Source organism: Paraburkholderia kirstenboschensis (assembly GCF_032806925.1).
Classification (GTDB): Bacteria; Pseudomonadota; Gammaproteobacteria; order Burkholderiales; family Burkholderiaceae; genus Paraburkholderia; species Paraburkholderia kirstenboschensis.
Genome location: NZ_CP136512.1, coordinates 382,610 through 406,610, shown reverse-complemented (window position 1 = coordinate 406,610; position 24,001 = coordinate 382,610). Strand labels below are relative to the sequence as shown.

Sequence of the window (24,001 nt, the reverse complement as noted above, 5' to 3'; positions counted from 1 at the left end):
CAAACCTCCATCACAAGCGGGGAGCGAGGTAGATCACCGCATAGATCGGCAACCAGCTGAGTACGACGAAGTACCAGTACAGCGCGTTCTCGCTGACGTCGACGAAACGTTTCCCTTCAAATGGGCCGGTGAACAGCAGAACGGCGAGCACCGCCGTATCCAGGGTGTCGGTAATGAGGTGCGTGGTGTGCAGGCCGAGCAGCAGCCATACGACCGAGCCGTAGGCGTTCGTGTACCAGCTCACGTTCAGTGCGGCAAACTCGACGCCGCGCACCACGAGAAAGGCCACGGCGAAAAGCAGGCATACGCAGAGCCACAGACGCGCGCGGGCGCGCTGCTGGCGGTCGGCAGCGCGCTTCGCAAGCTGGTTCGGCCACATGCTCACGAGCAGAATCGCGATGTTTGCGGTGCCCCACAGCAAGTCGGGCGGCGCGGCGTTGAGCGGCCACTTCGCGGTGAGACCGCGCAGATAGAAGTACGTCATTGCCGCGATGGCGAAAACGGTGCCCTCGATCAGCATCAGACACACGGTGCTCCACCACATCAGACTGCGATGCCCGAAGGCGAAGCTCGGCAGATGGCGCACGTCCAGCATCAACGCGGGAGTGGCGCCCGCATCGTTTGACACCGCGTTTACCGGCACTTTGCGCAATTCCGTCATGGCCGTTGCTCCAGTTGGACCGCACGCTGGTTCTGGCCGCGATTGGGCCAGAACCAGCCGATCAACGCGATCGTGACCGGGACCGATCCCCACACCACAGCCCACGGCGAAAAGATCGAGCCGATGAACAACACGGTGGTCGCCACTGCGCTGATAAACGGCCAGATGGAAGGCGACGGAAACAGCAGACGCAGATCGGGCAGCGCGTCGAGCGCGGTGGTAGACAACACTTCACGCGATTCGGCAGCAAGACCGCTCACATATGCCGGTTGCGCGGAAGGCTCCCACAACGGGTCGCGTCCGTGAACCACGGGCAGCGCGTCGAAGTTGTGCGGCGGCGGCGGACTCGCGGTGCTCCACTCGAGCGTGCCCGCGCCCCACGGATCGGCGCCCGCCACTTCGCCATGCCGGTAGCTGCGCACCGCATTGACGATGAACACCAGCACGCTGACGCCTATCGTCACCGCGCCTATCGTGGCAGCCAGGTTCATGCCGTCCCAGCCCATGCCGTGCGGATAGGTCCACACCCGGCGCGGCATGCCGTGGAGACCGAGCACGTGCATTGGAAAGAACGCGACGTTGAAGCCGAGAAAGAACAGCCAGAATTGCAGGCGTCCCAGCGTCTCGTTCATTAGCCGGCCAGTCGCTTTCGGATACCAGTAGTAAAACGCGCCGAATAGCGGAAATACCGCACCGCCGAGCAATACGTAATGCAGATGCGCGACCACGAAGTAGGTGTCATGTACCTGCAAGTCGAGCCCCACCGAACCGAGCATCACACCGGTCATGCCGCCCAGCACGAGAACGAAGAAGAAGCCGAGCGCAAACCATAGCGGCGTCTTAAGGTTGAGGCGGCCGGTCCAAAGCGTAGCGATCCAGCAGAAGATCTGCACGCCGGACGGGATGGCGATCATCAGACTGGCGGCTGTAAAGAAGTTCTTGCCGAGCGCCGGAATGCTCGTCGCGAACATGTGATGAACCCATAGACCGAACGCGAGAAAGGCTGTCATGATCAGCGCGAGCACCATGACCGGGTAGCCGAAAATCGGGCGGCGCGCGAAGGTTGGAATGATCGACGAAAGAAAGCCGAGCGGTGGAATGAAGATCAGGTACACCTCGGGATGCCCGAAGAACCAGAAAAGGTGCTGCCACAACAACACGTCGCCGCCGCGCGCCGGGTTGTAAAAATGCGTACCGACCAGACGATCGAGAATCAGCGCGGTGCTGCCGAGCATCACCGCCGGCATCGCAAACAGCACCATGAATTGCGTGATCAGCGTAGCCCACACGAATAGCGGCATGCGGTTGAGCGACATGCCGGGCGCACGCATCTTGAAGATCGTCGTAATGAGCACGACCGCTTCGAGCAGCGAGGCAAGCTCGGTGAAGGTGATCATCTGCGCCCAGATGTCTACGCCCTTGCCCGTCGAATAATCAGGCCCGGCGAGCGGCACATAGCTGAACCAGCCTGCGTCCGGACCGGCGCCGAGCACGAAAGCCACGTAAAGCGTCGCGCCGCCGAACAGGAAGACCCAGTAGGCGTAGGCATTCATCCGCGGGAAGGCGACGCTGCGCGCGCCGATCATCAGCGGCACGAGCCATGTCGCGATTGCCTGCATGATCGGCACGGCGAACAGGAACATCATCGTCGTGCCGTGAATCGTGAAGAGCTGGTTGTACAGCTCCGGGCCGACGAGACGATTGCCGGGGCGCGCGAGCTGCAGTCGCATGGCGAGCGCGAGCAGGCCGCCCAGCAGGAAGAAAACGAACGTGGTGATCACGAAGCGCCGCGCCACGGTCTTGTGATTGACAGCGGAGAGCCGGCCCAGCCAGCCCGGGCTATCGCTCCAGGTGCGCGCAAGCGCTTCGGCGACCTGCTGCCCGGCGGCGGGACCGTCCACCAGATGCTCGGCCGGCCGCCCCGATGTGGATTGACGTTCGCTCATTGGAGGGTTCTGATCCATGCGACAAGGGCATTCAGGTCCTGCGCCGACAACTGGCTTGCCGGCATCGTGGTGCCGGGCTTCATGCTGCCGGGCGCCTTTATCCAGGACTCGAGGTTGGCGGGCGTGTTTTCGAATGTTTCGGCGGCGAGCATCGGGCGGCTCATCACGTGGGTGAGGTCGGGCCCGAGCACCCCGTTTGCGGAGGAGCCCCGCACGGTATGGCAACCGGCGCAGTTGCCAGTCGTGAAAAGGCGCTCGCCTTGCGCCTGTAGCGCGTTGAGCGGCTGCGGCGCGGGCGTCCGTTGACGCGCGACCCATGCGTCGTACTGGGCGGGCGGCTCGGCGACCACCGTGAATGCCATCAGCGCGTGTTCGAGGCCGCAGAATTCGGCGCACTGTCCGCGATATGTGCCGGCGCGGTCGGCGCGGAATTCGATCGTCGACTCGCGGCCGGGAATCATGTCCTTCTTGCCGTGCAGATTCGGTACCCAGAACGTATGGATTACGTCGTCGGCTTTCAGCGAAATGATGACGGGCCGTCCCACTGGCACATGCAGTTCGTTCGCCACCGCGAATCCGCTGCCGGGTGTGTCGTCCGCGTAGCGCGCTTCCCACCACCATTGATGCCCGGTCATCTCCAGATGAACCGCGTCGGCGACGGGCAGTCGCGACAGCGCGCGATCGGTCATGATATCGGCGAGCAGCAGCCCGAAGAGCAATACCACCGACGCAATCGACGCCGCGCTCACCACGCGGCGCACGCGTCTCTCCGGACGCTCGAGCGAGCCCAGATCCGGGCTCGCATCGCGGCTGGCACGCGGCGCCCGCGCCATGGCGAGCAGCAGCGCGATCAGCACAGCCGCGAACACGAGCGAGCAGACGGTCAGCGTGACGGTCCAGAGCGAGAAGATGTGCGAGGCCTGCACGCCTGCTGGACTGAGCGCATCATGAGCGGGGGCGGCCCGTACTTCGAGTGCGAGGCCGCCGCAAAAAGCGGCTGCTGACCTGAGCGGAATCAGGCGGCGCGGCAGACTGGCTGCAGCGCTCCGCAGACTTTGTCGAGGTGCTTGGCCTGTTTTCATGCTTGGCGCGGTGGCTCGTGGGGCGTTTGCGAGTGGGTGTAGCAATCGCTGTACCGCGCCGGATCGGGCTTTGGCAGGGCTATGGGCGATTTGAAACCGCTTACACCCGCTTACACCCGCCTTGGCAGTCTTACCGAAACACTCTTCATATCGCAGGCGTTCGCTAATAAAATGTCGAATGCGCATAAAGCCGCAAAGGATCGGCTTGCCCGGGCTTTACGTGCAAAACAACAGAGAACAGTAGAAGAAAACACGGGTGCGCCGTCAGTGGCGCGCTAAAAGCAGATTAGGTCGTCGGCCTATTCTCGATGGAGCAGGTTAATGGCGCATGCATACGAGCCCGATGACATCGTTCAGAACTGGGCCAACATCTGGGTTCAATCTCTGCGCGACTACGCGGTGATCGGTCTATCCGAAGACGGCTACATTCGCTCGTGGAACGTGGGCGGTGAAGCCATTCACGGCTTTCGCGAAGACGAGGTCGTTGGCAAGCCGCTTGATATTTTCTACACCGCCGAAGAGCGCGCGAAGGGTTCGCCGCAAGCGGCGCTCGAAACGGCGCGTCGCGAAGGGCGCTTCGAGGGTGAAGGCTGGCGCCTGCGCAAGGACGGTAAAGCATTCTGGGCGAGCGTCGTGCTCACGGCGCTGCGCTCGCAAGACGGCGCGCTTCTCGGCTACGGCGAGATCGTGCGCGACATGACCGACAAAAAGACGGTGCACGACGCGGTGCTCGAAAGCGAGCGCCGTTTTCGGCTGCTCGTCGACGGCGTGACCGATTACGCGATCTTCATGCTGTCGCCGGAAGGCATGGTGACTAACTGGAATTCGGGCGCGCGCCGCATCAAGGGCTATACGGCCGGTGAAATCATCGGCTCGCATTTTTCGCGCTTCTATACGCCCGAAGACGCCGGCAGCGGATTGCCGCAGCGCGGCCTCGCGGCCGCCGCACGCGACGGCCGTTTCGAAGCGGAAGGCTGGCGCGTGCGCAAGGACGGCTCGCGCTTCTGGGCGCACGTCGTGATCGACGCGATCCGCGACGGCGGCGCGTTGGTCGGCTTTGCGAAGATCACCCGCGACATCACCGAGCGCATGGAGGCGAATCGTCTGCTGGAAGAGACACGCATCGCGCTCGTGCAGTCGCAGAAGATGGAAGCCATCGGCAAGCTGACGGGCGGTGTCGCGCACGATTTCAACAACGTCATGCAGATTTTGCGCGGCAACCTCGAATTGCTGGAAAGCCGCCATAAACGCGACGGCTGGACGCGCGAGCGCCTCGACAAGGCGATCGACGCAGTAGAGCGCGGCGCGAAGCTCGCGTCGCAATTGCTCGCGTTCGGCCGCCAGCAGCCGTTGCGGCCTATCGTGATCAATCTTGCCGCCGCAATTCGGGGCATGGACGACCTGCTGCGCCGCGCGCTCGGCGAAACGGTCGAGATCGAGACCGTCGTGTCGGGTGGACTGTGGAATTCCCTCGTCGACGTGCATCAGATGGAGAACGTGATCCTCAATCTCGCGATCAATGCACGCGACGCGATGAAGGAGGGCGGCAAGCTCACGATGGAAGTGTCGAACGCCATGCTCGACGATCAGTACGTCGCGGGCTTTCCAGACGTGCCCGCCGGCCAGTACGTGATGCTCGCCGTAACCGACACAGGTACCGGCATGCCGCCCGAAATCGTGCAGCGCGCGTTCGATCCGTTTTTCACGACCAAACCCGAGGGCGAGGGCACCGGCCTCGGCCTGAGCATGGCCTATGGCTTCGTCAAGCAGAGCGGCGGCCACATCAGGATTTACAGCGAAGTCGGACACGGCACGACGGTGAAGATCTATCTGCCGCGCTCGATGGAAGACGCGGTCGAGACGCCGACCTCGCCGCCGGTCACGCTGACGCTGCTCGGCGGGACGGAAACCATCCTTGTCGTCGAGGACGACCAGGAGGTGCAATCGACGGTGGTCGACACGCTTTCGGGGCTCGGCTATAGCGTGCTGAAGGCGAACGACGCCGAGCAGGCGCTCGCGGTGGTGCGCAGCGGCGTGCATATCGACCTTCTCTTTACCGACGTGGTGATGCCCGGCCCGCTGCGCAGCCCTGCCATGGTCGCCCAGGCGGTGCAGTTGTTGCCGCGTATGAAGGTGCTCTTCACGTCCGGCTATACGCAGAACGCGATCGTGCATGGCGGGCGGCTCGATCCCGGCGTTGAACTGCTGAGCAAACCGTACAGCCGCGAACAATTGGCGTACAAGATCCGGCAGATACTCGGCGTTCCTCCGCTCGCCCGTAGCGGCGACGCCGTCGAAATCCAGGGGGGCGCGGCTGATAGGGGTCTGCGGCTGCTGCTGGTCGACGACGATCTGGATACGTCCGAGGCCATCGGCGAGTTGCTGAAGCTGCTGGGCCACGACCCCGCTGTCACCGGCTCGCCGCAAGAAGCATTGCAGCTCCTGGAAGAACAACCGTTCGACGTGCTGATCACCGATCTGTCCATGCCGGTCATGTCCGGTCTCGAACTCGCGGAACGGGCTACTCAAGTGCGGCCCACGTTACGTGTGATTTTTGCTTCGGGTCACGAGATGCCGTCGGTGAACAAGCTGCCGTTTCGCTGGGGAGCGCTGCGCAAGCCCTACAGCATGGACGAACTCAGCGCGATGCTGCGCGGTTTCGACAAGTAGCCCGGAGTGGGTGCCACGCGCGTCAGCGCACGGAACAATTGCAAACGAACTTGAATTGAGCGACCGCAAGAGCGGCTTCGTTCTTGCCGCGCTGTCGCACTTCTTCTGCGAGGAGCATCTGGAACAGGGGCAAGTTCGTTTCGCCGTACAGTTCGCAAAACTCGGCGACCGTTTCGACAATTGCTCGCCTTTCGGTCTCTGGAGTCAATGTACTGCTGATGTGCGAAGAGCCGCGCGCGAGTTCAACCGCGTAAGTAAGGCGTGCAGTCGCGGCGGCGGCGCCTGAATTTGCCTTCGGCATGAGGGTTCTCTCGTATTTTTATTCGATGTTCGGCGAGCGTCGCTCACCGGTGTCGCGTGGTAAAAGCTTTCGTTGAATTTATCGCGCAAACCTGAAGGAAATCTTAAAGGCAGTACTTTTGCGGCCAACGTGCTTTTAGCCTTTGCTGTGTAGAGCGTCAGGGGTGTCGGGCCACTCCGGGTGCCTAGTGCCGCTGTGTGTGCGCAAAGCCGCGCGCTGTCCTGCTCAGTGCGCGTGATAGGCGCCAATCCACTAATATTCTCGGCCAGCATTCTTTCGTACACGCCGAAGTGCAAGTCCACCTTCTACTGCGTGACTACTGTCACGAAGATCCGCACTTGCGAGGGCATCAAACCGAGAACCGTGGCAATCGCCGCTTCGAGTTGCGGGGCGCAAAGCCGGTCGTCGGCGAACGTCGTTCCGACCGATACGTCGTACGATTTTTCCTCTCGCACCGCAACATCCACGAGCCGCGCGCGGGCGCTCATATTGTTCTCTATCGCAATGCGTATGACGTCCACGGCGGTCCTCATTCCTTCCGTGGGAAAGCCTCCTGGCGAGCGCAGACAGACTCGATGCCGCCCAAGAGTCAGCCAGTCCGAATCGAATTCCATGCCCTTTTCTCCGACACTTTGATCTCGCACGACTGTGTGGTTTCAGTTGTATTTTTCAAGGTCAAAAATTTGCGCAAAGGGGTCTTGAAATCGGCGTGGCGAGATCTATTTTAGATTCCGCTCAGGCAGACGCGCCGTTCCGGCGGCGCGCTGCGTGTTTCGATTTGTCTGTCAGCGGGTGCGGGCAGGCGGACTGGAGCGCGTAGGCCCGTCCGTCTCCTCGCCCCGGTACTACCGAGGAGGAAACGATCATGAGTGACCTTTACTTCGCGACCGACCTGTTCAGCCAGCTCGACCGTCTGCAGCAGCAGATGTCGGCGGTGTTCGGCGGTTTTCCTTCGAGCATCCGCTCCGGCCGTCTGTCGGCCTTTCCGCAAATCAATATCGGCACCACCGACGACTCGATCGAGATCGTCGCGTTCGCGCCCGGTATCGATGTGTCGCAACTCGATGTGTCGATCGACAAGGGCTTGCTGACGATTGCCGGCGAGCGCAAGCGCGTCGCGCCCGAGGCGGACGAGTCCACGCGCCAATATGCGCAGGAGCGTTTTACAGGTTCTTTCCGCCGCGTGATCGAGCTGCCGCAGCAGGCCGACCCGGACAAGGTCGAGGCCCGCTACACGAACGGCTGCCTGTCGATTAGCGTCGGCAAGCGCGAATCGTCCAGGCCGCGTGCAATCACCATTCAATGATCTCACCGATGATGGAGCGAATCATGAACGATACGACCGAAGTTGTGCAGAAGGAGCAGCAACCCGCGGCGCGCGGCGAGCGCGAGCCGGCTGAGCAGCGCGCGACGCTGACGCCGCCCGTCGACGTGATCGAAAACGCGCACGGTGTGACGCTGTGGGCGGACCTGCCGGGTGTGTCGAAAGAGAAGCTGGAGGTGCGCGTGCACGACGGCAATCTGCACATCGAGGCCGAAGCGAGCGTGCCGACGCGCGCCGGCTTGCGCCTCCAACACGCGGAAATCCGCGCGCCGCATTTCTCGCGTTCGTTCACGCTCGGTGCGGAATTCGACACGTCGAAGATCGAGGCGAACCTTCAGGATGGTGTGCTGAAGCTCGTCATTCCGCGCCGCGAAGAAGCGCGGCCACGCCGCATTGAAGTGAACGTCGGCTAATGGTGCCTGCCACGGCCCGCCCAGGGTCGTGGCTCCTTGATTCGGCCCGGCAGCCTCCTAGCCGAACAGTTGTGCATCCGCACCGGTATGCGGTGCCGGCAGCGCCGCACGCGTTCCTGCGAGGAGTTGTTCATAGACGCGCAGATAGTCGGCGGCCATTCGTTCGGCCGTGAAGCGCTGCTCGAACGAACGGCGGCATTGCGCGCGATCTATTTCGCCGATGCGCGCGACCGCGCTGACAGCCTGCTCGATGTTATCGACGATAAAGCCGTTCATTCCATGCGTCAGCACTTCGGGTACCGCGCCCCGTCCAAATGCAATCACCGGCGTGCCGCATGCCATTGCCTCGATCATCACCATGCCGAACGGCTCTGCCCATTCCACCGGAAACAGCAGCGCCCGCGCATTGGCGATGAGTTGCCTGCGTAGTTCACCGCCGACTTCGCCGAGATAGTCGGTGAAGTCGCGCGAACATGCGAGCAGCGGTTCGATCTGCTGTGCGAAGTACTCCCGCTCGCCGGGGTGGATCTTGCCGGCCATTTTCAACGGCAGTCCGGCGCGCCTGGCGATTTCGACGGCGAGGTCGGGCCGCTTGCCGGGCATGAAACGGCCGAGAAACAGCAGATACGACGCAGGGTTCGGCTGAAACTCGAATTCGTCGAGCGGCAGACCGTGATAGATGGTCGCTTGCCAGTTGGCCGACGGCACCGGCTTGCGCTGGTCGTCCGAAATCGACACTAGCGGCGCAGACGGGAATTCGCGAAAGAGCGGCCCGTGATCCACAGGCAGCAATTGCCCGTGCAGCGTGGTAAGCGACTTGCACGGTAACGACCGTGCGAGCGGAAAGTGCAGCGGATCGCCGTGAAAATGCACGACGTCGAACTCATTGGCGAGATCCGCGACACGCGCCAGTTGCCTCACATGGTGCGTAAGCGTGTCCCACACGGCCGTATCGCGCCATAGTCCACGCTCGCAGATCGGCACCAGGCGTGCAGCCGTGCTCGAGTCGGCAGTGGCGAACAGCGTGACGTCGTGGCCTCGCCGAACGAGTTCTTCAGTGAGATAGGAAACTACGCGCTCGGTGGCGCCGTAAGCAAAGGGTGGGACGCATTCGTAAAGAGGGGCGACTTGAGCGATTCTCACGGAGCAGTCGTGTCCTAGGTTGGGTTGCAGCCGCGTTCACCGCACATGCGAACGCGGCCATTGTTGCAGGCTTCAGGAGTTGTCCTTCCTTACTTCCGACAGGTCGTCCTCCTTGACTTCCGCTTGCCGGACCGTGGTGCCGTCGTCGCCGGTTTCGGACACATCGGTTTCAAATGTTCCTTCGCCAGATTGATCGGCGCTCTCGCTTGGTGCAGTGTCGTCTGGACTATTCGGTTTCGTCGCCATTGCATTCTCCCGTGGGTTGGTTGGAAGGCAACAGGTATCGAGCAAGGGCCGCTCCCGGCTGGCATCGGCGAGGCGATGAGACGGGGCGGCCTTTCGTCGTGCGCACTTGTAATCGTTGCGAGAAAGCCGCGAAATTTGTCCGTCTGGAAATGGAGCCGTCGTGGGAAAGCGTTGAGGCACCGGCAAATAAAAACGCCTCGTGGCAGCGCAGCGGCATGGCGGTTGCTGCGTCACCGATGTCGCAACGAACATTGCGCCACTTTGGCTACCCCGTTCGAAAATCACTGAGGAAACGCATGAAAAAGATGACAGTAATTGCAGTAGCGTGCGGTTGTTTCAGCCTGCTTCCGGTCGCCGCCAACGCGCAGACAGAAGCCGCTTCCACTACCGCCGCCAACCCGCTCGCACAGGTGGACAAGGACTTCGTTCAGGCCGCTTCGATGTCTTCGTCGACGGAGATCGACGCGGCAAAACTCGCGACTAGCAACTCCAGCGACAAGGATGTGAAATCGTTTGCGCATCACATGATGCTCGATCACACCAAGCTGACCGTCCAGTTGAAGATGGCCGCGCCGCATGGCGTGGAAGTACCGAAGGACAATTCGGACCCGAGTGTCCTCGACGCATTGAAGCCCCTGAAGGGCAAGGAATTCGATCAGGCATATATCCAGAAGGTCGGTCTTGAAGGACACAAGAAAGCCATTGCTGCCTTCGAAAAGGAAATTGCCGAAGGCCAGAACGCCGATCTGAAGAAGGCCGCGCAGAAGGCGTTGCCGACCATCAAGGAGCATTACCAGCATGCTCAACAACTTGCGGCCAAGAAGGGCGTGACCCAGCAGTAATGTTGCTGTCCCGCGATTCGGGCTCGACGTGAGCGCCCGAGTCGCACCCGACTGTTAAGTGGGCGTTCCGCCGCGTGGCACGTCGCGTGCTGCCCTTTCCAGGCAGGCGGCCGCCATTTCGTTGAATCGGGGTCGCAAGTCTGGGCAGCACATATGCAGAAAGGGCAACAAGTAGTCGAAGGCTATCGCAACATCGTGTCGGGAGAGCGACATGGACACTCAGGGCGTACAGCGCTCATCGGGCGGGCAGGCCGGGCAGGTCGCGCAGACCGGTGGGTGCGCATGCGGAGCCGTGCGATTTCACATTAGTGCAGAGCCGAGGCGCGTCTCCCTGTGTCATTGCATGACTTGCCGTCGCGTGCATGGCAGTGCCTTCGGCGCGTATGCGATGTTCGCGCGCGACGCCGTTGAATTCTCCGGACCGGTCCATGTGTGGCAAAGCTCGCCGGAAGGCAGACGATATTTCTGTCCGACCTGCGGGTCGGTCGCGTTCATGGAGTACGTGGGAAGCGATGAACTCGACATACCCCTAGGCGCGTTCGATAGCGTCGGCCTTTATGAGCCGACCTACGAATTATGGTGCTGTCATAAAGAACCCTGGCTGCCGCAGGGCATTCGCACTGAATATGAGGAAGAGAGTCCCGAGTAGCCTGGCAAGCAGTGGGCAGTACCTCGATGAACTACTTTCGTGAATGAAGGAGCGGAAAATGAGCGATCCGAAGCAATCCAATGCACAACCGGGTAATCCGAAGAATGCGGGTAAGCAGAACGGGCAGCAACAGCAGAATCAGCAGAAGACGCCGCAGCACCAGGGCGGCCAACGTCAGCCCTGATCGACTGCTGAACGTTTCACCGGCGTCTGATTTCGGGCGCTGATGTCCCGTTCGGCGGGAGAGGGCGCGGCGCGCATTCGATGTGCGCCGCGCCTGCGTTTGAGGCATGCCTACGCGCGTTTTTCCTCGCCCCTGAAACAGTCGACTCGCAATTGCAGGAATCGAGATGGTGAGAAGGAAGTTGCACTTTCACAATAGTTCGCTGCGGCACCCGGCATCGCCCGACGGTATAGCCATTACCGCCAGCGATTACAGAATCTACCCGACGTATCGGCGCACCGTGACCGGCACGTTTACCGGCGACCTGAAGGTCGTACGGACAACGGATGACCGGCTGATATTTCCGTACGACGGCGCGCCGATGATCGGTCCGTTCGAAACCGCGCTGGAAGCACGTGAGGCCGCTGCGCGCAAAGGCGCGGAAGTCGTCGCGGCGGACCTTCTGAACCCGGAATATTGAGCCGCCAAGCGGCCCGAGCTCATGCCGTTCCGACAAAAACAATGGAGACATGAATGAAGACGCTGGACATCGAGCGTTTGCGCCCCACGCAAGTCACGCGCGGATTGCGTGAGGTAGAGGAAAAAACGCGCTTCTATCAATCGCTGTCCGGTCACGACCTCGACATGGCCATTGCCGGGAAACCCGTCCCGATCGTCCTCGGGCCTCGGGGCGAATCGTACGCGATCGATCATCACCACGTCGCCGGGGCCCTTTGGCAGGCTGACATAAAGTCGGTACCTGTCGTGCTGATTAGAGATCTGTCCACGTACTCGACGGCCGAATTCTGGCTCACGCTCGAGAACAATGGTTGGACGTATCCGTACGATCATCGAGGCCAGCGGGTGTCTTTTGCCGACATGCCGCCGCACGTATGGGACATGATCGACGACGAGTTTCGCAGCCTCGCCGCTTCGGTGCGCGATGCCGGCGGTTATCAGCAAACGAATGTGCCTTTGGCGGAATTCCGTTGGGCGGATCTGTTTCGTCAGAGGCTTCCGCTTCCCGCAAACGCCTCGGAATACGATGCACTGGTGCAACGAGCGGTTGAACTGGCGAAAAGCCAGGCGGCGCTTGGCCTGCCCGGCTATATCGATCCCGCCGATGATGAACACGGCGCCGCGACCAGTTCCGGCGAGGCGCAGGTTTAAGCGCGTTCGTTCTCTTTCGCCTTCCCGGCAGTGGTTTTTTTCACGCAGGCGTCCACGTCGACGGTGTGCTCGCCTCGTGTGCCTACCCGGCTCGCCAACCGCAGATATGCTTCGGCCAAACGGCGAAGGTCGTCTTCGGATGCGTCTTCAATACCGATCAACTGATTGTTCGCCGCGCGATGCGAAGCCAGTAATTCGTTGAGCTTCAGATGCATCGCCACACTGTCCTTGTTCTGACTCTGCTGGATCATGAAGACCATCAGGAAAGTGATGATGGTGGTGCCGGTGTTGATGACGAGTTGCCAGGCGTCGGAATAGTGAAAGAGCGGTCCCGTGACCGCCCAAACGATGACCGTGATAACCGCGATACCGAATGCAATCGGCGAGCCGGCAAGCCGCGTAACCGAACTCGCGAAATTGTCGAACGCGCGCGTGACGGGATTGCGCGCTGCGTAGGCAGGGCTGGACGTCGGCGGAACGGTGTCCATGCTATCCGCGCTTGAGCGGGCTTCTCCTGGTCGCATCTTTTCCTCCGGGAATTGCTCTTGACCAAGAAGTAGCACATTGCGTGCCGGTAGCTCGCGGCAGACGGTATTCTCTGGTTGGGCTTTCAGCAGCAGGAGCATCCGCCGAGGTGCCGCATGCCATAGCTTCCGGTTTCCTCGCGGGCATCTGCCGAGCCGCCGCCAAGCGAAGGCGCGCCAATCACCACCCGTGCAGCGGTAGCTCCGCACCGAGGGCACGCCGCAGGTTCATCCCGCTCCGCAATGCGGCGCACCGTTTCGAAACCGCCGCATTCGGCGCACTCATAGTCATAAACTGGCATGGCGTGTGGCTCTGTTGGGTCGGTGGGCCGTCGCGTCTACTGACCGCGGGTTGAAGTAAACAGTTTAGTCCGCATCGGTGCGCAACTGCTCGAGCTTTGCGCGCACGCGGTCGGCGAGTACTTCGGGAGAAAAGGGTTTGCGGATCACTTCCATGTCGGAGAGCGCATCGCCTGGCGCATAGCCGGTGACGAGAATAACCGGCATCGACGGATACCGTTGCCTCACGGCCTCCGCAATTTGTCGGCCGTTGATCGTGCCGGGCAGAGCGACGTCGCTGATCAGCAGATCGAAACGCGCGCCCGCATGCAGGAGCCGCAGTGCAGCGGCGCCGCTGTCCGCTTCCAGTACCCGGTAGCCCTGTTCCCTCAATTGCTCCGCGGTGACTTCCCGCACGATTTCTTCGTCTTCGACAAGTACGATGGTTTTTGCGGGACCTTTGTACTCGTCTTCCATATCTTCCTTCTGCACGGAGGCGGGTAGGCACAGACGTACGGTCGTTCCTTTGCCGAGGGCGGTTTCCATCTGCACGATTCCGCCGGATTGCCGGACAAAGCCGTAGATCTGGCTTAGCCCGAGACCGACGCCCTGGCCCGACGGCTTTGTCGTGAAGAACGGCTCGAACGCGTGCTCCATGATTTTCGGTGACATGCCGGTTCCCGTGTCCGACACCGCAATGCAGCAGTAACGTCCGGGCTGGGCGTCCTCGAATCCGGCAACCTCTGTCTCGGTCAATATGACTTCGCTCGTGCTGATGGTGAGCCATCCGCCGTCCGGCATCGCGTCGCGCGCATTCACACACAGATTGACGAGCGCGCTTTCCATCTGGTTCGGGTCGCACAATACTAGCCACGTCCCGTCGCCGAGTTTCAGTTCGAGGTTGATGCCCGAGCCGACGACGCGGCGGATCATGTCCTCCATGTCGTGCGCAATCGCATCGAGGCTCACGAGACGCGGCTCGAGCGTTTGTTGGCGGCCGAACGCGAGCAGCCTGTGTGTCAATGTCGCCGCACGGCTTGCGCCTTGTTCCGCCCGCTCGACGAGCGTCACGACGTCGGTCGGCCGGCCCTGCTGCATGCGCACCCGAATCAAACTCAGGCAACTCATGATGGCCTGCAGCATATTGTTGAAGTCGTGGGCGATGCCGCCGGTGAGTTGGCCGATGGCCTTGAGCTTCTCGCTGTGGCGCAAACGTTCTTCCGCGCGCGATCTTTCGCGGCTTTCACGATGAAGCGTATCCACCGCCCGCTGCAATTCTGCGGTGCGCTCCGATACACGTCTTTCGAGCTCCTCGCTGCCGCGTTCGAGCGCTTCGCGTGCGCGAACCTGGTCCTCGATATCGGTCGATGTGCCGAGCCATGCCACGATGCCGCCTTCGGCGCGCACCGGCTTGGCCCGGGTCTGGAACCAGCGGTACGTGCCATCGGACGCGCGGCGGATGCGGTGCTCGACTGCATATTCTCCTTTCTCCCCGCAGATGCTCCACGCCGCCATGGTCGCCTCGCGATCGCCGGGATGAACCGCATCGAGCCATCCGAAGCCGAGGCTGTCCTGCTCTGAAATGCCGCTGTATTCGATCCACTGCGGACTGCCCCATGTGCGCTCGCCGGTAATCCGGCATGTGAACACCAGTTGCGGTATCTGCGTGGCAAGCATGCGGTAGCGTTCTTCGCTCTCGCGCAGCGAAACCGCGTGCTTGCGTGTCTCGGCAGCGATTCGAAGCCGTTCGACCGCGGCGGCGAGCAGGTTCGCATACGAGCGCAGAAATTCGGTGTCGAGGTCATTGAAGTCGCGCGGCCTACGGCTGTCTACTTGCAACACGCCGTATGCAGGCCGTTCTTTTCCGCCGAGAATGACGACGTTGATCAGCGCCTTCACCCCTGCATCGACGATGAACTGCGAATAGCGGAAGCGCTTTTCATTGGCGATGTCGGGCGAAATGGCGGGCTTGCCCGTTTGCAGCGCGTAACCCTCGGACGAGCCGCGCTCCGCTCGCGCCGTGGCATGGCCCACCACGCCCGGTGGCCAGCCGACGCCGGCGCGCACGAGAAGCGTAATGCGGTCGGGCTGCAATTCCATGACCTTCGCCATGTCCGTTTGCAGCGCTTGAGCGACGAGACGACACGCTTCGCACAGTATTTCATCGAGGTCGTCGGAGCGAAGCGCAAGCTCGCCGAATTCGGCCAGAATCGCTTGCTGGTTGAAGAGAATGGCTTCGCGGTCCGCTGTGCTCACGGCAAGATCCCTTGCTTGCTATGGTGAAGAAAGTGGGCCGCCCCGATTGCGGCGGCCCTTCCAATGCAACTGTCGAGCCAGATTCATTCCTGCTACGTCGGTAGACGAACCGCCTCGTGCCTTCGACAGCGGAGCACACCAAGGCACCGGGCGCCCGCGAGGAACGCGCGATGCTGAATGCTTAGCCGCGGCATGGCAAATCAAGGAGAGTCACATGGCGACGTCAAATTCAAGTTCGAATGGCGGTTCGATCCGCAAATTCATCGATGTCCAAAAGGCGCTGAAGGGTGCGTCGTATCCCGCCGACAAGGCGAGCCTGCTGGACACCGCGAAAGGCAATGGCGCCGACGACGAGGTGCTCGATGCACTCGAACGCTTGCCGGACCAGGAGTACGGCAGCCCCGCTGAGGTGTCGAAAGGCGTGGGCAACGAATAGCGCTCGGCAGACGAACCCGCACGCGACGCGCGGCATCCGCTGTCAAATGTGCAAGCGTCGGGGAAGTAAATACACGTATTTGTCCGCGTATTGCCAAGGCATTAGTCAAGGAATCCGCGGCGTGCATCTCGCGCATGCGCGCGATCACGCTTACTCTGGCTCGCCGAGCATCACCGACAGCGTGCCTGAATCGTTTTGAACACCTGCATCGAGATTGATCGCCCCCGGCGTTTCTTTCTCGATTGCGCGCAGCAGGCGCGGGGTAAACGACGCGCCGAAGCGTGCAATCATCGTCTCGCGCGTCATGTCGTCCGCGTAGGCGAGGTTGCGCAGCTCGTCAAGCGGCAAGCCGACGAAGAGGTTCAACGGATACGGCGGCGCTTCGGGGTCCTCAGATGCCACCTCCGGCGCTGGGGCGCGGATTCGCAATCCGGGCTGCAGATGCGCCTCGAATTCAGCCGTCACTTCGTATCTCGGTGCGAAGTTGAGCGAAGTTTTCGCCTCGCTCTCAAGAAACGGCGCAACGCCGTCAAGGCGCGCAAGTTCTTCGTCGCTAAGCAGCATGATCGGTTCTCCTTCGGTGTGCGGTGTATGTTTCATTTTGGGTATGACTAGTGGCGAAGCAAACCGCTTGCCTCGCCGCGTGGGGCGAGCGCATAGTTGCGCCAGGCACAGGCGATGCTGCTACGTCCTGCTATCGACACAAAGTCATGCCGCGCCTCGCGCGACGGCGAATCGAAACCGAACGGGTGACATCATGCATTGCAATCCGAAGAGCGCGTTACTCGCCATATCCATTGCGGCGCTGGCCGTAGGCGCATCTGGCTGCAAGAAAGAGGACAACACCAGCAAGGACACGATGAGTTCCGCGAGCAGCGGCGTGATGAGCAATTCGGCGGGCGCGAACGGAACCAGTGGCCAAAGCGACGCCGCCAAGCGCGCGAGCGATGCCGCAGCCGCGGGCGGCACGAGCCAGCCCAGCAGCGCTGCGCCCGCTGCCTCCGCCAGTCAATAGCGCGCGAGCCTTCGAGTGCATGCGCGGTTCGAGTCCGCGGTCATTCAAATTGCGTTTGCTGAGCCTGCAAGGGGATGTCATGAGCGAATCTTTGCATCGACCGTCACTCGGCGCGGCGCTCTATTACAAAGACCCGTTGGGCGCTCTTGATTGGCTCGAACGGGCTTTCGGCTTCACCCGGCAACTCGTGATTACCGACGACGCCGGACAACTCGCACACTCCGAAATGCGTTTCGGCGACAGCTACGTGATGATCAGCCGTGAATGGTCGGCAGACTCCGTGAGTCCGGTTTCTATGAGCGGGAAAAATACACAGTCCGTGCATGTGCAGCTACGCGACGGTATCGACCAACATTGTGCTCGCGCGCGCGCCGCGGGCGCGGTCATTACCCGTGAACCCGCGGATCAGTTTTACGGCGACCGGGTTTATGCGGCGCGGGATCCGGAGGGGCATATCTGGAGTTTCGGACAAACCGTGCGCGCTGTATCGCGGGAAGAAGCCGAACGCGCGAGCGGGCTGAAAATCGAAGGCTGGATATAACGATGAACGCGGGGGATGAAAGGTGGAGCGGCAAATCTCGTGCGCTTGGAAAAGAAGCGCAGGAAGTAATCTGAAAGCCCTGGCTCACTGAACCCGCGAGCGGCCGTTGACGAGTCGCCACAGCGCGCTTGCGATCAACGATCCGACGCCGAGCGCGACGCCTAGCAGCACGATCGAACTCATGTGATCGCGCACGAGCGGCACATTGCCGAGCAAGTAGCCAGCCGCGACGAGAGATCCGATCCACAGTGCCGCGCCCGCGGTCACGAACGACACAAATCGCGCGAACGTCATGCGCGAAACGCCGGCGACGAACGGCGCGAAAGTACGCACCACGGCAATGAATGGCGATAACAGAAAAGTCAGTCCGCCGCGAGCTTCGTAGAAAGCATGCGCGCGGCGCAGCGCATTCTTGTCGAGCCAGCGGTAGTTGGCCGTATAAACCTTTTCGCCGATGGCACGGCCAATCGCATAGTCGACGATGCTTCCCGCCACCGTAGCCGCGAATAGCACTGGAATCACGAGCCAGACGTTCAACGCGCCGGTCGCTGACAGACCGCCGCAAATGAAAATAAGCGGGTCGCCCGGCAGGAAAAATAGCGGCAGAAAACCGATTTCGACGAACACGATGATAAACAGCATGGCATACACGGCTGTGCCGTATTGCACGATCAGGCTGCTCAGGTGCTGATCGAAGTGCAGAGCGATCTGCAGCATTTGCATGAGTTGCATGCTGGCCCCATGGTAGTCGGATGTTCAGCAGTGTAGTCCCGCGGCCGAGCGGATACTTGTGTATTTGGCCGCGTCGATGGCAATATCGCGTGTCGCATCCGTGAACGAGCCGAACATCAACCGTCAAGCACCATGCAACAGTTAGCCGATGTGACCTTCCGTCCTGCCGCGCCCCACGATTCCGAAACGGTTCGCACGATCGAATTCGAGGCAAGCTTGCGCTTTGTCAGCGTCGGCATGTCGGGTATCGCGGATGCGCGGCCAATGAGTCTCGCTCTCGTGGAACGGAAGATCGCGGCACAGGAGTTGATCGTGGCGGTGAATGCCGGCGGAACATGCGTCGGATTCGTGATGTTCGAGCCGCAGCCCGCGCGCATCTACATCCAGGAACTCGATGTACTGACGTCGCATGCCGGCCGACGCATCGGCGCGGCGCTGATCGAGCAGGTCGCGCAACTGGCGCGCTCGCAACAGATCATGCAACTGGTCTTGTCGACGTATCGCGAAGTGCCCTGGAATGCACCGTATTACCGGCGTCTTGGTTTCCGCGATATAGAAGAAGCTGAACTCGACACGGCTCTACGCGCACGGCGCGATGCACATATCACACGAGGTCTCGACGAGTCGAAACGCGTGTTCATGCGGCGCGATCTTGGCTGACGGTTTGCCGTATGGAGGCGAGCGCCGCCGCAGACGGAGAAAAGCGGCGGGCGCCGCCGGAGATTCACTCTCCGATGACGCCCGCCGCTTTTCGCTGCGTTTTACAGCCGTATTACGGCTGCTTTCACGGCCGCGTGTTTGCGCTTACTCCACCGTTTCAAGCGCCGGGTAATCGATGTAACCCGTCTCGCCACGTGCGTAGTACGTGGCGGGATTCGGCTTGTTCAACGGCGCATTGGTCGCAAAACGGCGCACGAGGTCCGGATTCGCGATGAACAACTGGCCCCAAGCCACCGCGTCCGCTTCGCCTGCATCGAGTACTTGCTGTGCGGTTTCCTTCGTGAACTTCTCGTTCGCGATGTACGGGCCGCCGAACTCCTTCTTCAACTGCGGGCCAAGACGGTCCTCACCCAATGCTTCGCGCGCGGCGATGAACGCAATCTTGCGCTTGCCGAGCTCGCGAGCGACATAGCCGAAAGTCGAGGCCGGATCCGAGTCGCCCATGTCGTGCGAGTCGCGGCGCGGCGCGAGATGCACGCCGACGCGATTTGCGCCCCACACGCCGATACACGCGTCGGTGATTTCGAGCAGCAGACGCGCACGGTTTTCGATCGGGCCACCATAGGCGTCAGTGCGCTTGTTGGTGCTGTCCTGCAGGAACTGGTCGAGCAGATAGCCGTTTGCGCCGTGCACTTCAACGCCGTCGAAGCCTGCTGCTTTCGCGTTTTCCGCACCTTTGCGGAATGCCTGCACGACGCCGGCGATTTCGTCGAGTTCGAGTGCGCGAGGCGTGACATACGGGCGCTCCGGACGCACGAGGCTCACGTGGCCTTTCGGCGCGAGCGCGCTCGGCGCGACCGGCAATTCGCCATCGAGAAACAGCGGATCGGAAATGCGGCCCACGTGCCATAGTTGCAGGAAGATCTTTCCACCCGCGGCATGCACTGCGTTGGTGACGAGCTTCCAGCCTTCCACCTGTTCCTGCGACCAGATGCCCGGCGTCTCGGCATAACCGACGCCCTGCGGCGTCACGGAAGTGGCTTCGCTGATGATGAGGCCCGCCGTTGCGCGTTCAGCGTAGTACTTCGCCATCAGCGCGTTCGGCACGCGGATTTCCTCGGCGCGCTGACGCGTGAGCGGCGCCATGATGATGCGGTTCGACAGCGTCAGGTCGCCAATTTGCAGCGGATCGAAAAGAGTCGGCATAAATGTTCACCTTTGGCTGAGGCGCGGACGCCTTGAGCCCAAAATAGTTGCATTGCAACGAAAGAGCGAAGGAAGCGGCGATGCAAAACCGGTCAGAGCTTCGAGTTCATATGCTCGAGGAACGCCTGAATCACCGGCTCGTTGCGTTTGAAGAACACCCATTGCCCCACACGTTTCGACGTGACGAGCCCCGCGCGCTGCAACGCCGCGAGGTGGGCCGACACGGTGGACTGCGAGAGCCCGCAGCGCGCGTCGATCTTGCCCGCGCATACGCCATGGTCGAGCGGGAGTTCCTGATCGGCGAAGTGCAAATACGGCTCGCGCAGCCAGCCAAGAATCTCGCGACGCACCGGATTGGCGAGCGCCTTGTGTATCGCGTCGATGTCCGGCGCGGTGGGAGTTCGTTTCATTCGTCAACTACCAGAACTGCTTCAATGGTCAGGCGTGGGCGAATTGCGGCCCACAGAACTGCATCGCTACGGAACGAAGTATATATCGGAATTTAACGATATGCATGGAGGCATTACTGGCGGTAGGGGAAAGACTTATCGGCATACAAAAAGCGCAGCCGCGTCATGCAAAATGTCCACATCTAGGATGTGGAGGATGACTCGTGGGCGTCAATTTCGATTTGAACGACTTGCAGGCGTTTCGCGCGGTGGTGGAACTGGGGAGCTTCCGCAAGGCCGCCGAGGCTGTCAGCATCTCCCAGCCGGCCTTGAGCCGTCGCATTGAGAAACTCGAGGAAGCGCTCGGCGTGCGTCTCTTCGAGCGCACCACGCGTAGCGTCACGCTCACGACCGTCGGGCGCGTGTTCGCCCCGAGCGCCGAACAACTGCTCGACGATCTCGACGTCGCGTTGCTCGGCATCCGCGATGTATCGTCTAGCCGGCTGGGTCATGTGACCATCGCCTGCGTGCCTTCGGTGGCGTATTATTTTTTGCCAAACGTCGTCGCAAGCTACCATCGCCGTTTTCCGCGCATCAGGGTGAAGCTGCTGGATTCGAGCGCGAATGAGGTGCTTGGCGCTGTCATCAGCGGTGAGGCCGATTTCGGCGTGAGTTTCATGGGTAGCCAGGAGTCCGAGGTCGAGTTCAAGGTGTTGCTGCAGGAGCGCTTCGTTGCGGCTTGCCGTCGCGATCATCCGCTCGCGCGTAAAAAGCGCGTCACCTGGAACGAGCTTTACGAGCATGAGTACGTCTCGGTGGACAAGACTTCCGGGAACCGTCTGCTGCTCGATCAGGCACTTTCGGCGGTGGCGCCGCGCGCGCCGAGCGTTTGTGAGACCCGTCATGTCACGACCATGCTCGGCCTCGTTGAAGCGGGGCTCGGTGTCGCCGCTGTGCCGTCGATGGCCATGCCCGGCCGCGATCATCCCATCCTCACGAGTGTGCCGCTCGTCGAACCGGTGGTGAAGCGGCGCGTGGGAATCGTGAGGCGCCGCGGGCGTCCGCTTACTCCGGCCGCCCAGGAGTTTCACAGAACGATTGTCGAGATGAGGCAGGGCGGCGTCGAGGGGGGCGATGGTTCCGACGTCGACACGTCCGCGAAAGTACGACCAGCCAGGAAGACCGCATCGTGAGGTCGGCAAGACCGCTTCGTTCGCTTTATGTGCAGGTGCTGCTGGGCATGGTGCTCGGCGTCGCGATCGGTCATTTTTTACCGCAAGCGGGGGCGCTGCTCAAACCCTTCAGCGATGGCTTCGTCGGCCTTGTGAGGATGATGATCGCTCCGATCGTCTTCTGTACGATCGTCCTGGGGATCACGTCGCTTGCGAGCGGTAAGGCGATCGGGCGCACGATCTTTCAGGCGCTGGCGCTCTTCTATTTGCTCACCGCCGTGGCGCTAGCACTCGGGCTCGTCACCGCCTTCGTTCTGCGACCGGGCGCAGGTATGCACATCGACGCGCACCGTCTGGACGCGAGCATCCTCGCGCAATATGTGAAGCACGCACAGCCGGGCGGCCTGGTCGCATTCGCACTGGGCGTCATCCCCGAGACGATGCTCGGCGCCTTCGACAAGGGTGAGGTGCTGCCAGTGCTGCTGCTCTCGCTGCTCTTCGGCTTTTCGCTGAATTCCTGTCCGGAGGCCGGCCGGCCAGCGCTCGCGCTAATCGACGGCATCGCTCAGATCCTCTTTCGCATCCTTGCGATGATCATGCGACTTGCACCGCTCGGCGCATTCGGCGCGATGGCGTTCACGGTGGGCCGCTTCGGCATCCGCTCGGTCGGCTCGCTCGGCATGTTGATGGTGTCCTTCTACGTGGCATGCCTGTTGTTCATTGCGCTGGTGCTCGCTCCGCTCGCGCGGCTGCATGGTTTCGCGCTTTGGCGGCTCTTGCGCTACATGCGCGAGGAGTTGCTCATCGTTCTCGCGACGTCTTCCACAGAGCCTGTGCTGCCGCGCCTGATCGTGAAGCTCGAGGCGCTCGGTTGCGACAAGGGAGTTGTGGGGCTCGTGCTGCCCGCCGGATATTCATTCAATCTCGACGGCACCGCGATCTATTTGACGCTCGCTTCGGTGTTCATTGCACAGGCGTGCGACGTGCCGCTTTCCGCGCCGCAGATCGCGATGATGCTCGCGGTCATGTTGCTCACCTCAAAGGGGGCGGCGGGCGTGTCGGGTAGCGGACTGGTGGCGCTCGTCGCGACGCTGACGGTCATCCCGGATCTGCCCGTAGCCGGTGTGGCGCTACTGGTGGGCATCGACCGCTTCATGTCCGAGGCGCGCGCCCTGACGAGCGTGATCAGCAACGCGTGCGCAGTGATCTTCGTTTCCATGTGGGAAGGTGCGTGCGATCGTGCGCGTCTCGCTCATATGCTCGGGGCGGCAGCGGCAGCGGCAGCGCCAGGCGGCGCGGACGGTGCGGAGGACTCAGCGAGACGTACTCCGGGTACGTGACAGGAAGGCCGCATCAAGCAAGCCTTCCTTCAGGTTTGCGTCAATGAGCGGAAACGGTATCGAGCCCGGTGGATTTCACTTCTGGCTGGACGCCGGGCGAAGCGAGATAGTCGAGGAGCGCTTTCGCTTCTTTCGGATGCTGTGCACTGACCGGAACGCCGGCGGCGAAACGCGTGACTGACTGCAGCGATTCGGGAATCTTGCCGACGAAGGTCGCGCCCTTGACGGGCAGCAACTCGCTCACCTGCTGGAAGCCGATTTCGTAGTCGCCGTTCGCCACGACCGAGGCCACCGGAATGCGCGGGACCATCTTCGCCTTCGCTTCGACCTGATCCTCGATGCCGAGCTTCTTGAACAACTCCCGCTCGATATAGACACCGCTGGCGCTGTCCGAATAGGCGATCGACTTCGCATGCAGCAGGGTCTGCCGAAGCCCGTCTACGGAACTGATATCAGGCTTCGTCGCGCCTTCGCGCACGACCATGCCGATGCGGGAATCGGCCAGCTCGACCCGCGATCCGGGGATGACCTTGCCTTTCTGGATCAGATCGTCAAGCGCATATCCGACCATGATGACGGCGTCCGCCGGCTCGCCACGTTCCAGCCGGTTGGGGATCGCTTCGGGCGATTTGCCCATCGACGGACCGAGCGCGGTATCGAGCGTGTTGCCCGTCTCGGCTGAGAATTTCGGGCCGAGCACCTTGTACGCCGCGGTAAAGCCGCCGGAACTCATGACGTGCAGATCGGCGGCTTGCACGTTCGCCGCGGCGGCCGAGGTTGCAACGAGTGCCGCGGCGCACAGTTTCAGAAGCAGGTTTCTCATGATCGTAGTCGTGTCGGA

Annotated in this window: 28 protein-coding genes and 1 pseudogene; 15 read left to right on the top strand and 14 right to left on the bottom strand. The window is 61.7% G+C overall.

The window, feature by feature from the left end:
• Positions 1 to 10: 10 nt before the first annotated feature.
• Genes RW095_RS10520 through coxB form a run of 3 tightly spaced genes read right to left on the bottom strand, consistent with a single transcriptional unit; the run spans position 11 to position 3,689 of the window.
• Positions 11 to 661, bottom strand: a complete 651-nt coding sequence (locus tag RW095_RS10520; RefSeq protein ID WP_317018932.1) for a cytochrome c oxidase subunit 3 — start codon at positions 659 to 661, stop codon at positions 11 to 13.
• Positions 658 to 2,607: a cytochrome c oxidase subunit I gene (ctaD, locus tag RW095_RS10515; RefSeq protein ID WP_317018930.1), complete on the bottom strand. Its 1,950-nt coding sequence runs from the start codon at positions 2,605 to 2,607 to the stop codon at positions 658 to 660. The genes RW095_RS10520 and ctaD overlap by 4 nt, the downstream gene beginning before the upstream one ends.
• Positions 2,604 to 3,689, bottom strand: a complete 1,086-nt coding sequence (coxB, locus tag RW095_RS10510) for a cytochrome c oxidase subunit II (protein WP_317018928.1) — start codon at positions 3,687 to 3,689, stop codon at positions 2,604 to 2,606. The genes ctaD and coxB overlap by 4 nt, the downstream gene beginning before the upstream one ends.
• Positions 3,690 to 4,010: 321 nt before the next feature.
• Here coxB and RW095_RS10505 point away from each other — a divergent pair, with 321 nt between their 5' ends.
• Positions 4,011 to 6,359 (top strand): hybrid sensor histidine kinase/response regulator, encoded by a 2,349-nt coding sequence (locus RW095_RS10505; protein ID WP_317018927.1) that lies wholly within the window; start codon positions 4,011 to 4,013, stop codon positions 6,357 to 6,359.
• Between the two features lie 55 nt (positions 6,360 to 6,414).
• On the top strand, positions 6,415 to 6,645 hold the full coding sequence (locus tag RW095_RS10500; RefSeq protein WP_317018925.1) for a hypothetical protein: 231 nt from the start codon (positions 6,415 to 6,417) through the stop codon (positions 6,643 to 6,645).
• 251 nt (positions 6,646 to 6,896) lie between these two features.
• Here the strand turns inward: RW095_RS10500 and RW095_RS10495 are convergent.
• Positions 6,897 to 7,274: pseudogene (locus RW095_RS10495) on the bottom strand (hypothetical protein); the annotation flags it as partial.
• A 251-nt stretch (positions 7,275 to 7,525) separates the two neighbouring features.
• Here RW095_RS10495 and RW095_RS10490 point away from each other — a divergent pair.
• Positions 7,526 to 7,966 carry an Hsp20/alpha crystallin family protein gene (locus RW095_RS10490; RefSeq protein ID WP_128587396.1) on the top strand — a complete coding sequence of 147 codons (441 nt, stop codon included), beginning with the start codon at positions 7,526 to 7,528 and terminating at the stop codon, positions 7,964 to 7,966.
• Positions 7,967 to 7,989: 23 nt separating this feature from the next.
• On the top strand, positions 7,990 to 8,397 hold the full coding sequence (locus tag RW095_RS10485; RefSeq protein ID WP_317018924.1) for an Hsp20/alpha crystallin family protein: 408 nt from the start codon (positions 7,990 to 7,992) through the stop codon (positions 8,395 to 8,397).
• Positions 8,398 to 8,454: 57 nt separating this feature from the next.
• On the opposite strand, the gene RW095_RS10480 is transcribed toward RW095_RS10485, so the two are convergent.
• Together RW095_RS10480 and RW095_RS10475 are read right to left on the bottom strand one after the other, a co-directional pair.
• A complete protein-coding gene (locus tag RW095_RS10480; RefSeq protein WP_317018922.1) occupies positions 8,455 to 9,540 on the bottom strand; it encodes a glycosyltransferase family 4 protein in 1,086 nt (361 codons plus the stop codon).
• Between the two features lie 72 nt (positions 9,541 to 9,612).
• Positions 9,613 to 9,786, bottom strand: a complete 174-nt coding sequence (locus RW095_RS10475; RefSeq protein ID WP_317018921.1) for a hypothetical protein — start codon at positions 9,784 to 9,786, stop codon at positions 9,613 to 9,615.
• Positions 9,787 to 10,082: 296 nt separating this feature from the next.
• Here RW095_RS10475 and RW095_RS10470 point away from each other — a divergent pair, with 296 nt between their 5' ends.
• The 5 genes from RW095_RS10470 to RW095_RS10450 all read left to right on the top strand — a co-directional run bounded on the left by RW095_RS10470 (position 10,083) and on the right by RW095_RS10450 (position 12,610).
• The gene (locus RW095_RS10470; protein WP_317018919.1) at positions 10,083 to 10,628 is read left to right on the top strand and encodes a DUF4142 domain-containing protein; all 546 of its coding nucleotides are present in this window, start codon (positions 10,083 to 10,085) and stop codon (positions 10,626 to 10,628) included.
• Positions 10,629 to 10,839: 211 nt separating this feature from the next.
• Positions 10,840 to 11,277 carry a GFA family protein gene (locus RW095_RS10465; protein ID WP_317018917.1) on the top strand — a complete coding sequence of 146 codons (438 nt, stop codon included), beginning with the start codon at positions 10,840 to 10,842 and terminating at the stop codon, positions 11,275 to 11,277.
• Between the two features lie 58 nt (positions 11,278 to 11,335).
• Entirely contained in the window at positions 11,336 to 11,461 is a 126-nt protein-coding gene (locus RW095_RS10460) for a hypothetical protein (RefSeq protein ID WP_013591865.1), read from the top strand.
• Positions 11,462 to 11,627: 166 nt separating this feature from the next.
• Positions 11,628 to 11,921 (top strand): DUF6723 family protein, encoded by a 294-nt coding sequence (locus RW095_RS10455; RefSeq protein ID WP_317018915.1) that lies wholly within the window; start codon positions 11,628 to 11,630, stop codon positions 11,919 to 11,921.
• A 53-nt stretch (positions 11,922 to 11,974) separates the two neighbouring features.
• Entirely contained in the window at positions 11,975 to 12,610 is a 636-nt protein-coding gene (locus tag RW095_RS10450) for a ParB/Srx family N-terminal domain-containing protein (RefSeq protein WP_317018914.1), read from the top strand.
• On the opposite strand, the gene RW095_RS10445 is transcribed toward RW095_RS10450, so the two are convergent.
• The 3 genes from RW095_RS10445 to RW095_RS10435 all read right to left on the bottom strand — a co-directional run bounded on the left by RW095_RS10445 (position 12,607) and on the right by RW095_RS10435 (position 15,669).
• The gene (locus RW095_RS10445; RefSeq protein WP_317018912.1) at positions 12,607 to 13,134 is read right to left on the bottom strand and encodes a low affinity iron permease family protein; all 528 of its coding nucleotides are present in this window, start codon (positions 13,132 to 13,134) and stop codon (positions 12,607 to 12,609) included. The two genes, RW095_RS10450 and RW095_RS10445, sit on opposite strands and share 4 nt — an antisense overlap.
• Before the next feature lie 86 nt (positions 13,135 to 13,220).
• Positions 13,221 to 13,436, bottom strand: coding sequence for an FmdB family zinc ribbon protein (locus RW095_RS10440; RefSeq protein WP_317018911.1), 216 nt, complete (start codon positions 13,434 to 13,436; stop codon positions 13,221 to 13,223).
• 64 nt (positions 13,437 to 13,500) lie between these two features.
• Complete coding sequence (locus RW095_RS10435; RefSeq protein ID WP_317018909.1) at positions 13,501 to 15,669, bottom strand: response regulator; 2,169 nt, start codon at positions 15,667 to 15,669, stop codon at positions 13,501 to 13,503.
• 214 nt (positions 15,670 to 15,883) lie between these two features.
• On the opposite strand from RW095_RS10435, the gene RW095_RS10430 reads away from it, so the two are divergent.
• Positions 15,884 to 16,105 (top strand): DUF2795 domain-containing protein, encoded by a 222-nt coding sequence (locus tag RW095_RS10430; protein ID WP_317018908.1) that lies wholly within the window; start codon positions 15,884 to 15,886, stop codon positions 16,103 to 16,105.
• A 150-nt stretch (positions 16,106 to 16,255) separates the two neighbouring features.
• Here the strand turns inward: RW095_RS10430 and RW095_RS10425 are convergent, their stop codons facing one another.
• Positions 16,256 to 16,669: a hypothetical protein gene (locus tag RW095_RS10425; protein WP_317018906.1), complete on the bottom strand. Its 414-nt coding sequence runs from the start codon at positions 16,667 to 16,669 to the stop codon at positions 16,256 to 16,258.
• Positions 16,670 to 16,862: 193 nt separating this feature from the next.
• On the opposite strand from RW095_RS10425, the gene RW095_RS10420 reads away from it, so the two are divergent.
• Positions 16,863 to 17,120 (top strand): hypothetical protein, encoded by a 258-nt coding sequence (locus tag RW095_RS10420; protein ID WP_317018904.1) that lies wholly within the window; start codon positions 16,863 to 16,865, stop codon positions 17,118 to 17,120.
• A 79-nt stretch (positions 17,121 to 17,199) separates the two neighbouring features.
• Positions 17,200 to 17,661, top strand: a complete 462-nt coding sequence (locus RW095_RS10415) for a VOC family protein (protein WP_317019815.1) — start codon at positions 17,200 to 17,202, stop codon at positions 17,659 to 17,661.
• Between the two features lie 84 nt (positions 17,662 to 17,745).
• Here the strand turns inward: RW095_RS10415 and RW095_RS10410 are convergent, their stop codons facing one another.
• A complete protein-coding gene (locus RW095_RS10410) occupies positions 17,746 to 18,393 on the bottom strand; it encodes a VTT domain-containing protein (RefSeq protein WP_317018903.1) in 648 nt (215 codons plus the stop codon).
• Positions 18,394 to 18,525: 132 nt separating this feature from the next.
• Between RW095_RS10410 and RW095_RS10405 the strand changes: the two genes are divergently transcribed.
• Entirely contained in the window at positions 18,526 to 19,053 is a 528-nt protein-coding gene (locus RW095_RS10405; RefSeq protein ID WP_317018901.1) for a GNAT family N-acetyltransferase, read from the top strand.
• 144 nt (positions 19,054 to 19,197) lie between these two features.
• Here the strand turns inward: RW095_RS10405 and RW095_RS10400 are convergent, their stop codons facing one another.
• Positions 19,198 to 20,259 carry an alkene reductase gene (locus RW095_RS10400; RefSeq protein ID WP_317018899.1) on the bottom strand — a complete coding sequence of 354 codons (1,062 nt, stop codon included), beginning with the start codon at positions 20,257 to 20,259 and terminating at the stop codon, positions 19,198 to 19,200.
• A 92-nt stretch (positions 20,260 to 20,351) separates the two neighbouring features.
• Positions 20,352 to 20,669 (bottom strand): ArsR/SmtB family transcription factor, encoded by a 318-nt coding sequence (locus RW095_RS10395; RefSeq protein WP_317018898.1) that lies wholly within the window; start codon positions 20,667 to 20,669, stop codon positions 20,352 to 20,354.
• 203 nt (positions 20,670 to 20,872) lie between these two features.
• On the opposite strand from RW095_RS10395, the gene RW095_RS10390 reads away from it, so the two are divergent.
• A complete protein-coding gene (locus tag RW095_RS10390) occupies positions 20,873 to 21,841 on the top strand; it encodes a LysR family transcriptional regulator (RefSeq protein ID WP_317018897.1) in 969 nt (322 codons plus the stop codon).
• Entirely contained in the window at positions 21,838 to 23,160 is a 1,323-nt protein-coding gene (gene dctA / locus RW095_RS10385; protein WP_317018896.1) for a C4-dicarboxylate transporter DctA, read from the top strand. The genes RW095_RS10390 and dctA overlap by 4 nt, the downstream gene beginning before the upstream one ends.
• Before the next feature lie 40 nt (positions 23,161 to 23,200).
• On the opposite strand, the gene RW095_RS10380 is transcribed toward dctA, so the two are convergent.
• On the bottom strand, positions 23,201 to 23,983 hold the full coding sequence (locus RW095_RS10380; RefSeq protein ID WP_317018894.1) for a substrate-binding domain-containing protein: 783 nt from the start codon (positions 23,981 to 23,983) through the stop codon (positions 23,201 to 23,203).
• Positions 23,984 to 24,001 lie beyond the last annotated feature (18 nt).

What these genes read in the sequence shown, in the direction of transcription:
- RW095_RS10520 (WP_317018932.1), bottom strand. Translation starts at nt 661, where the DNA reads ATGACGGAATTGCGCAAAGTGCCGGTAAACGCGGTGTCAAACGATGCG.
- ctaD (WP_317018930.1), bottom strand. Translation starts at nt 2,607, where the DNA reads ATGAGCGAACGTCAATCCACATCGGGGCGGCCGGCCGAGCATCTGGTG.
- coxB (WP_317018928.1), bottom strand. Translation starts at nt 3,689, where the DNA reads ATGAAAACAGGCCAAGCACCTCGACAAAGTCTGCGGAGCGCTGCAGCC.
- RW095_RS10505 (WP_317018927.1), top strand. Translation starts at nt 4,011, where the DNA reads ATGGCGCATGCATACGAGCCCGATGACATCGTTCAGAACTGGGCCAAC.
- RW095_RS10490 (WP_128587396.1), top strand. Translation starts at nt 7,526, where the DNA reads ATGAGTGACCTTTACTTCGCGACCGACCTGTTCAGCCAGCTCGACCGT.
- RW095_RS10485 (WP_317018924.1), top strand. Translation starts at nt 7,990, where the DNA reads ATGAACGATACGACCGAAGTTGTGCAGAAGGAGCAGCAACCCGCGGCG.
- RW095_RS10475 (WP_317018921.1), bottom strand. Translation starts at nt 9,786, where the DNA reads ATGGCGACGAAACCGAATAGTCCAGACGACACTGCACCAAGCGAGAGC.
- RW095_RS10470 (WP_317018919.1), top strand. Translation starts at nt 10,083, where the DNA reads ATGAAAAAGATGACAGTAATTGCAGTAGCGTGCGGTTGTTTCAGCCTG.
- RW095_RS10465 (WP_317018917.1), top strand. Translation starts at nt 10,840, where the DNA reads ATGGACACTCAGGGCGTACAGCGCTCATCGGGCGGGCAGGCCGGGCAG.
- RW095_RS10460 (WP_013591865.1), top strand. Translation starts at nt 11,336, where the DNA reads ATGAGCGATCCGAAGCAATCCAATGCACAACCGGGTAATCCGAAGAAT.
- RW095_RS10455 (WP_317018915.1), top strand. Translation starts at nt 11,628, where the DNA reads ATGGTGAGAAGGAAGTTGCACTTTCACAATAGTTCGCTGCGGCACCCG.
- RW095_RS10450 (WP_317018914.1), top strand. Translation starts at nt 11,975, where the DNA reads ATGAAGACGCTGGACATCGAGCGTTTGCGCCCCACGCAAGTCACGCGC.
- RW095_RS10445 (WP_317018912.1), bottom strand. Translation starts at nt 13,134, where the DNA reads ATGCGACCAGGAGAAGCCCGCTCAAGCGCGGATAGCATGGACACCGTT.
- RW095_RS10440 (WP_317018911.1), bottom strand. Translation starts at nt 13,436, where the DNA reads ATGCCAGTTTATGACTATGAGTGCGCCGAATGCGGCGGTTTCGAAACG.
- RW095_RS10430 (WP_317018908.1), top strand. Translation starts at nt 15,884, where the DNA reads ATGGCGACGTCAAATTCAAGTTCGAATGGCGGTTCGATCCGCAAATTC.
- RW095_RS10425 (WP_317018906.1), bottom strand. Translation starts at nt 16,669, where the DNA reads ATGCTGCTTAGCGACGAAGAACTTGCGCGCCTTGACGGCGTTGCGCCG.
- RW095_RS10420 (WP_317018904.1), top strand. Translation starts at nt 16,863, where the DNA reads ATGCATTGCAATCCGAAGAGCGCGTTACTCGCCATATCCATTGCGGCG.
- RW095_RS10415 (WP_317019815.1), top strand. Translation starts at nt 17,200, where the DNA reads ATGAGCGAATCTTTGCATCGACCGTCACTCGGCGCGGCGCTCTATTAC.
- RW095_RS10410 (WP_317018903.1), bottom strand. Translation starts at nt 18,393, where the DNA reads ATGCAACTCATGCAAATGCTGCAGATCGCTCTGCACTTCGATCAGCAC.
- RW095_RS10405 (WP_317018901.1), top strand. Translation starts at nt 18,526, where the DNA reads ATGCAACAGTTAGCCGATGTGACCTTCCGTCCTGCCGCGCCCCACGAT.
- RW095_RS10400 (WP_317018899.1), bottom strand. Translation starts at nt 20,259, where the DNA reads ATGCCGACTCTTTTCGATCCGCTGCAAATTGGCGACCTGACGCTGTCG.
- RW095_RS10395 (WP_317018898.1), bottom strand. Translation starts at nt 20,669, where the DNA reads ATGAAACGAACTCCCACCGCGCCGGACATCGACGCGATACACAAGGCG.
- RW095_RS10380 (WP_317018894.1), bottom strand. Translation starts at nt 23,983, where the DNA reads ATGAGAAACCTGCTTCTGAAACTGTGCGCCGCGGCACTCGTTGCAACC.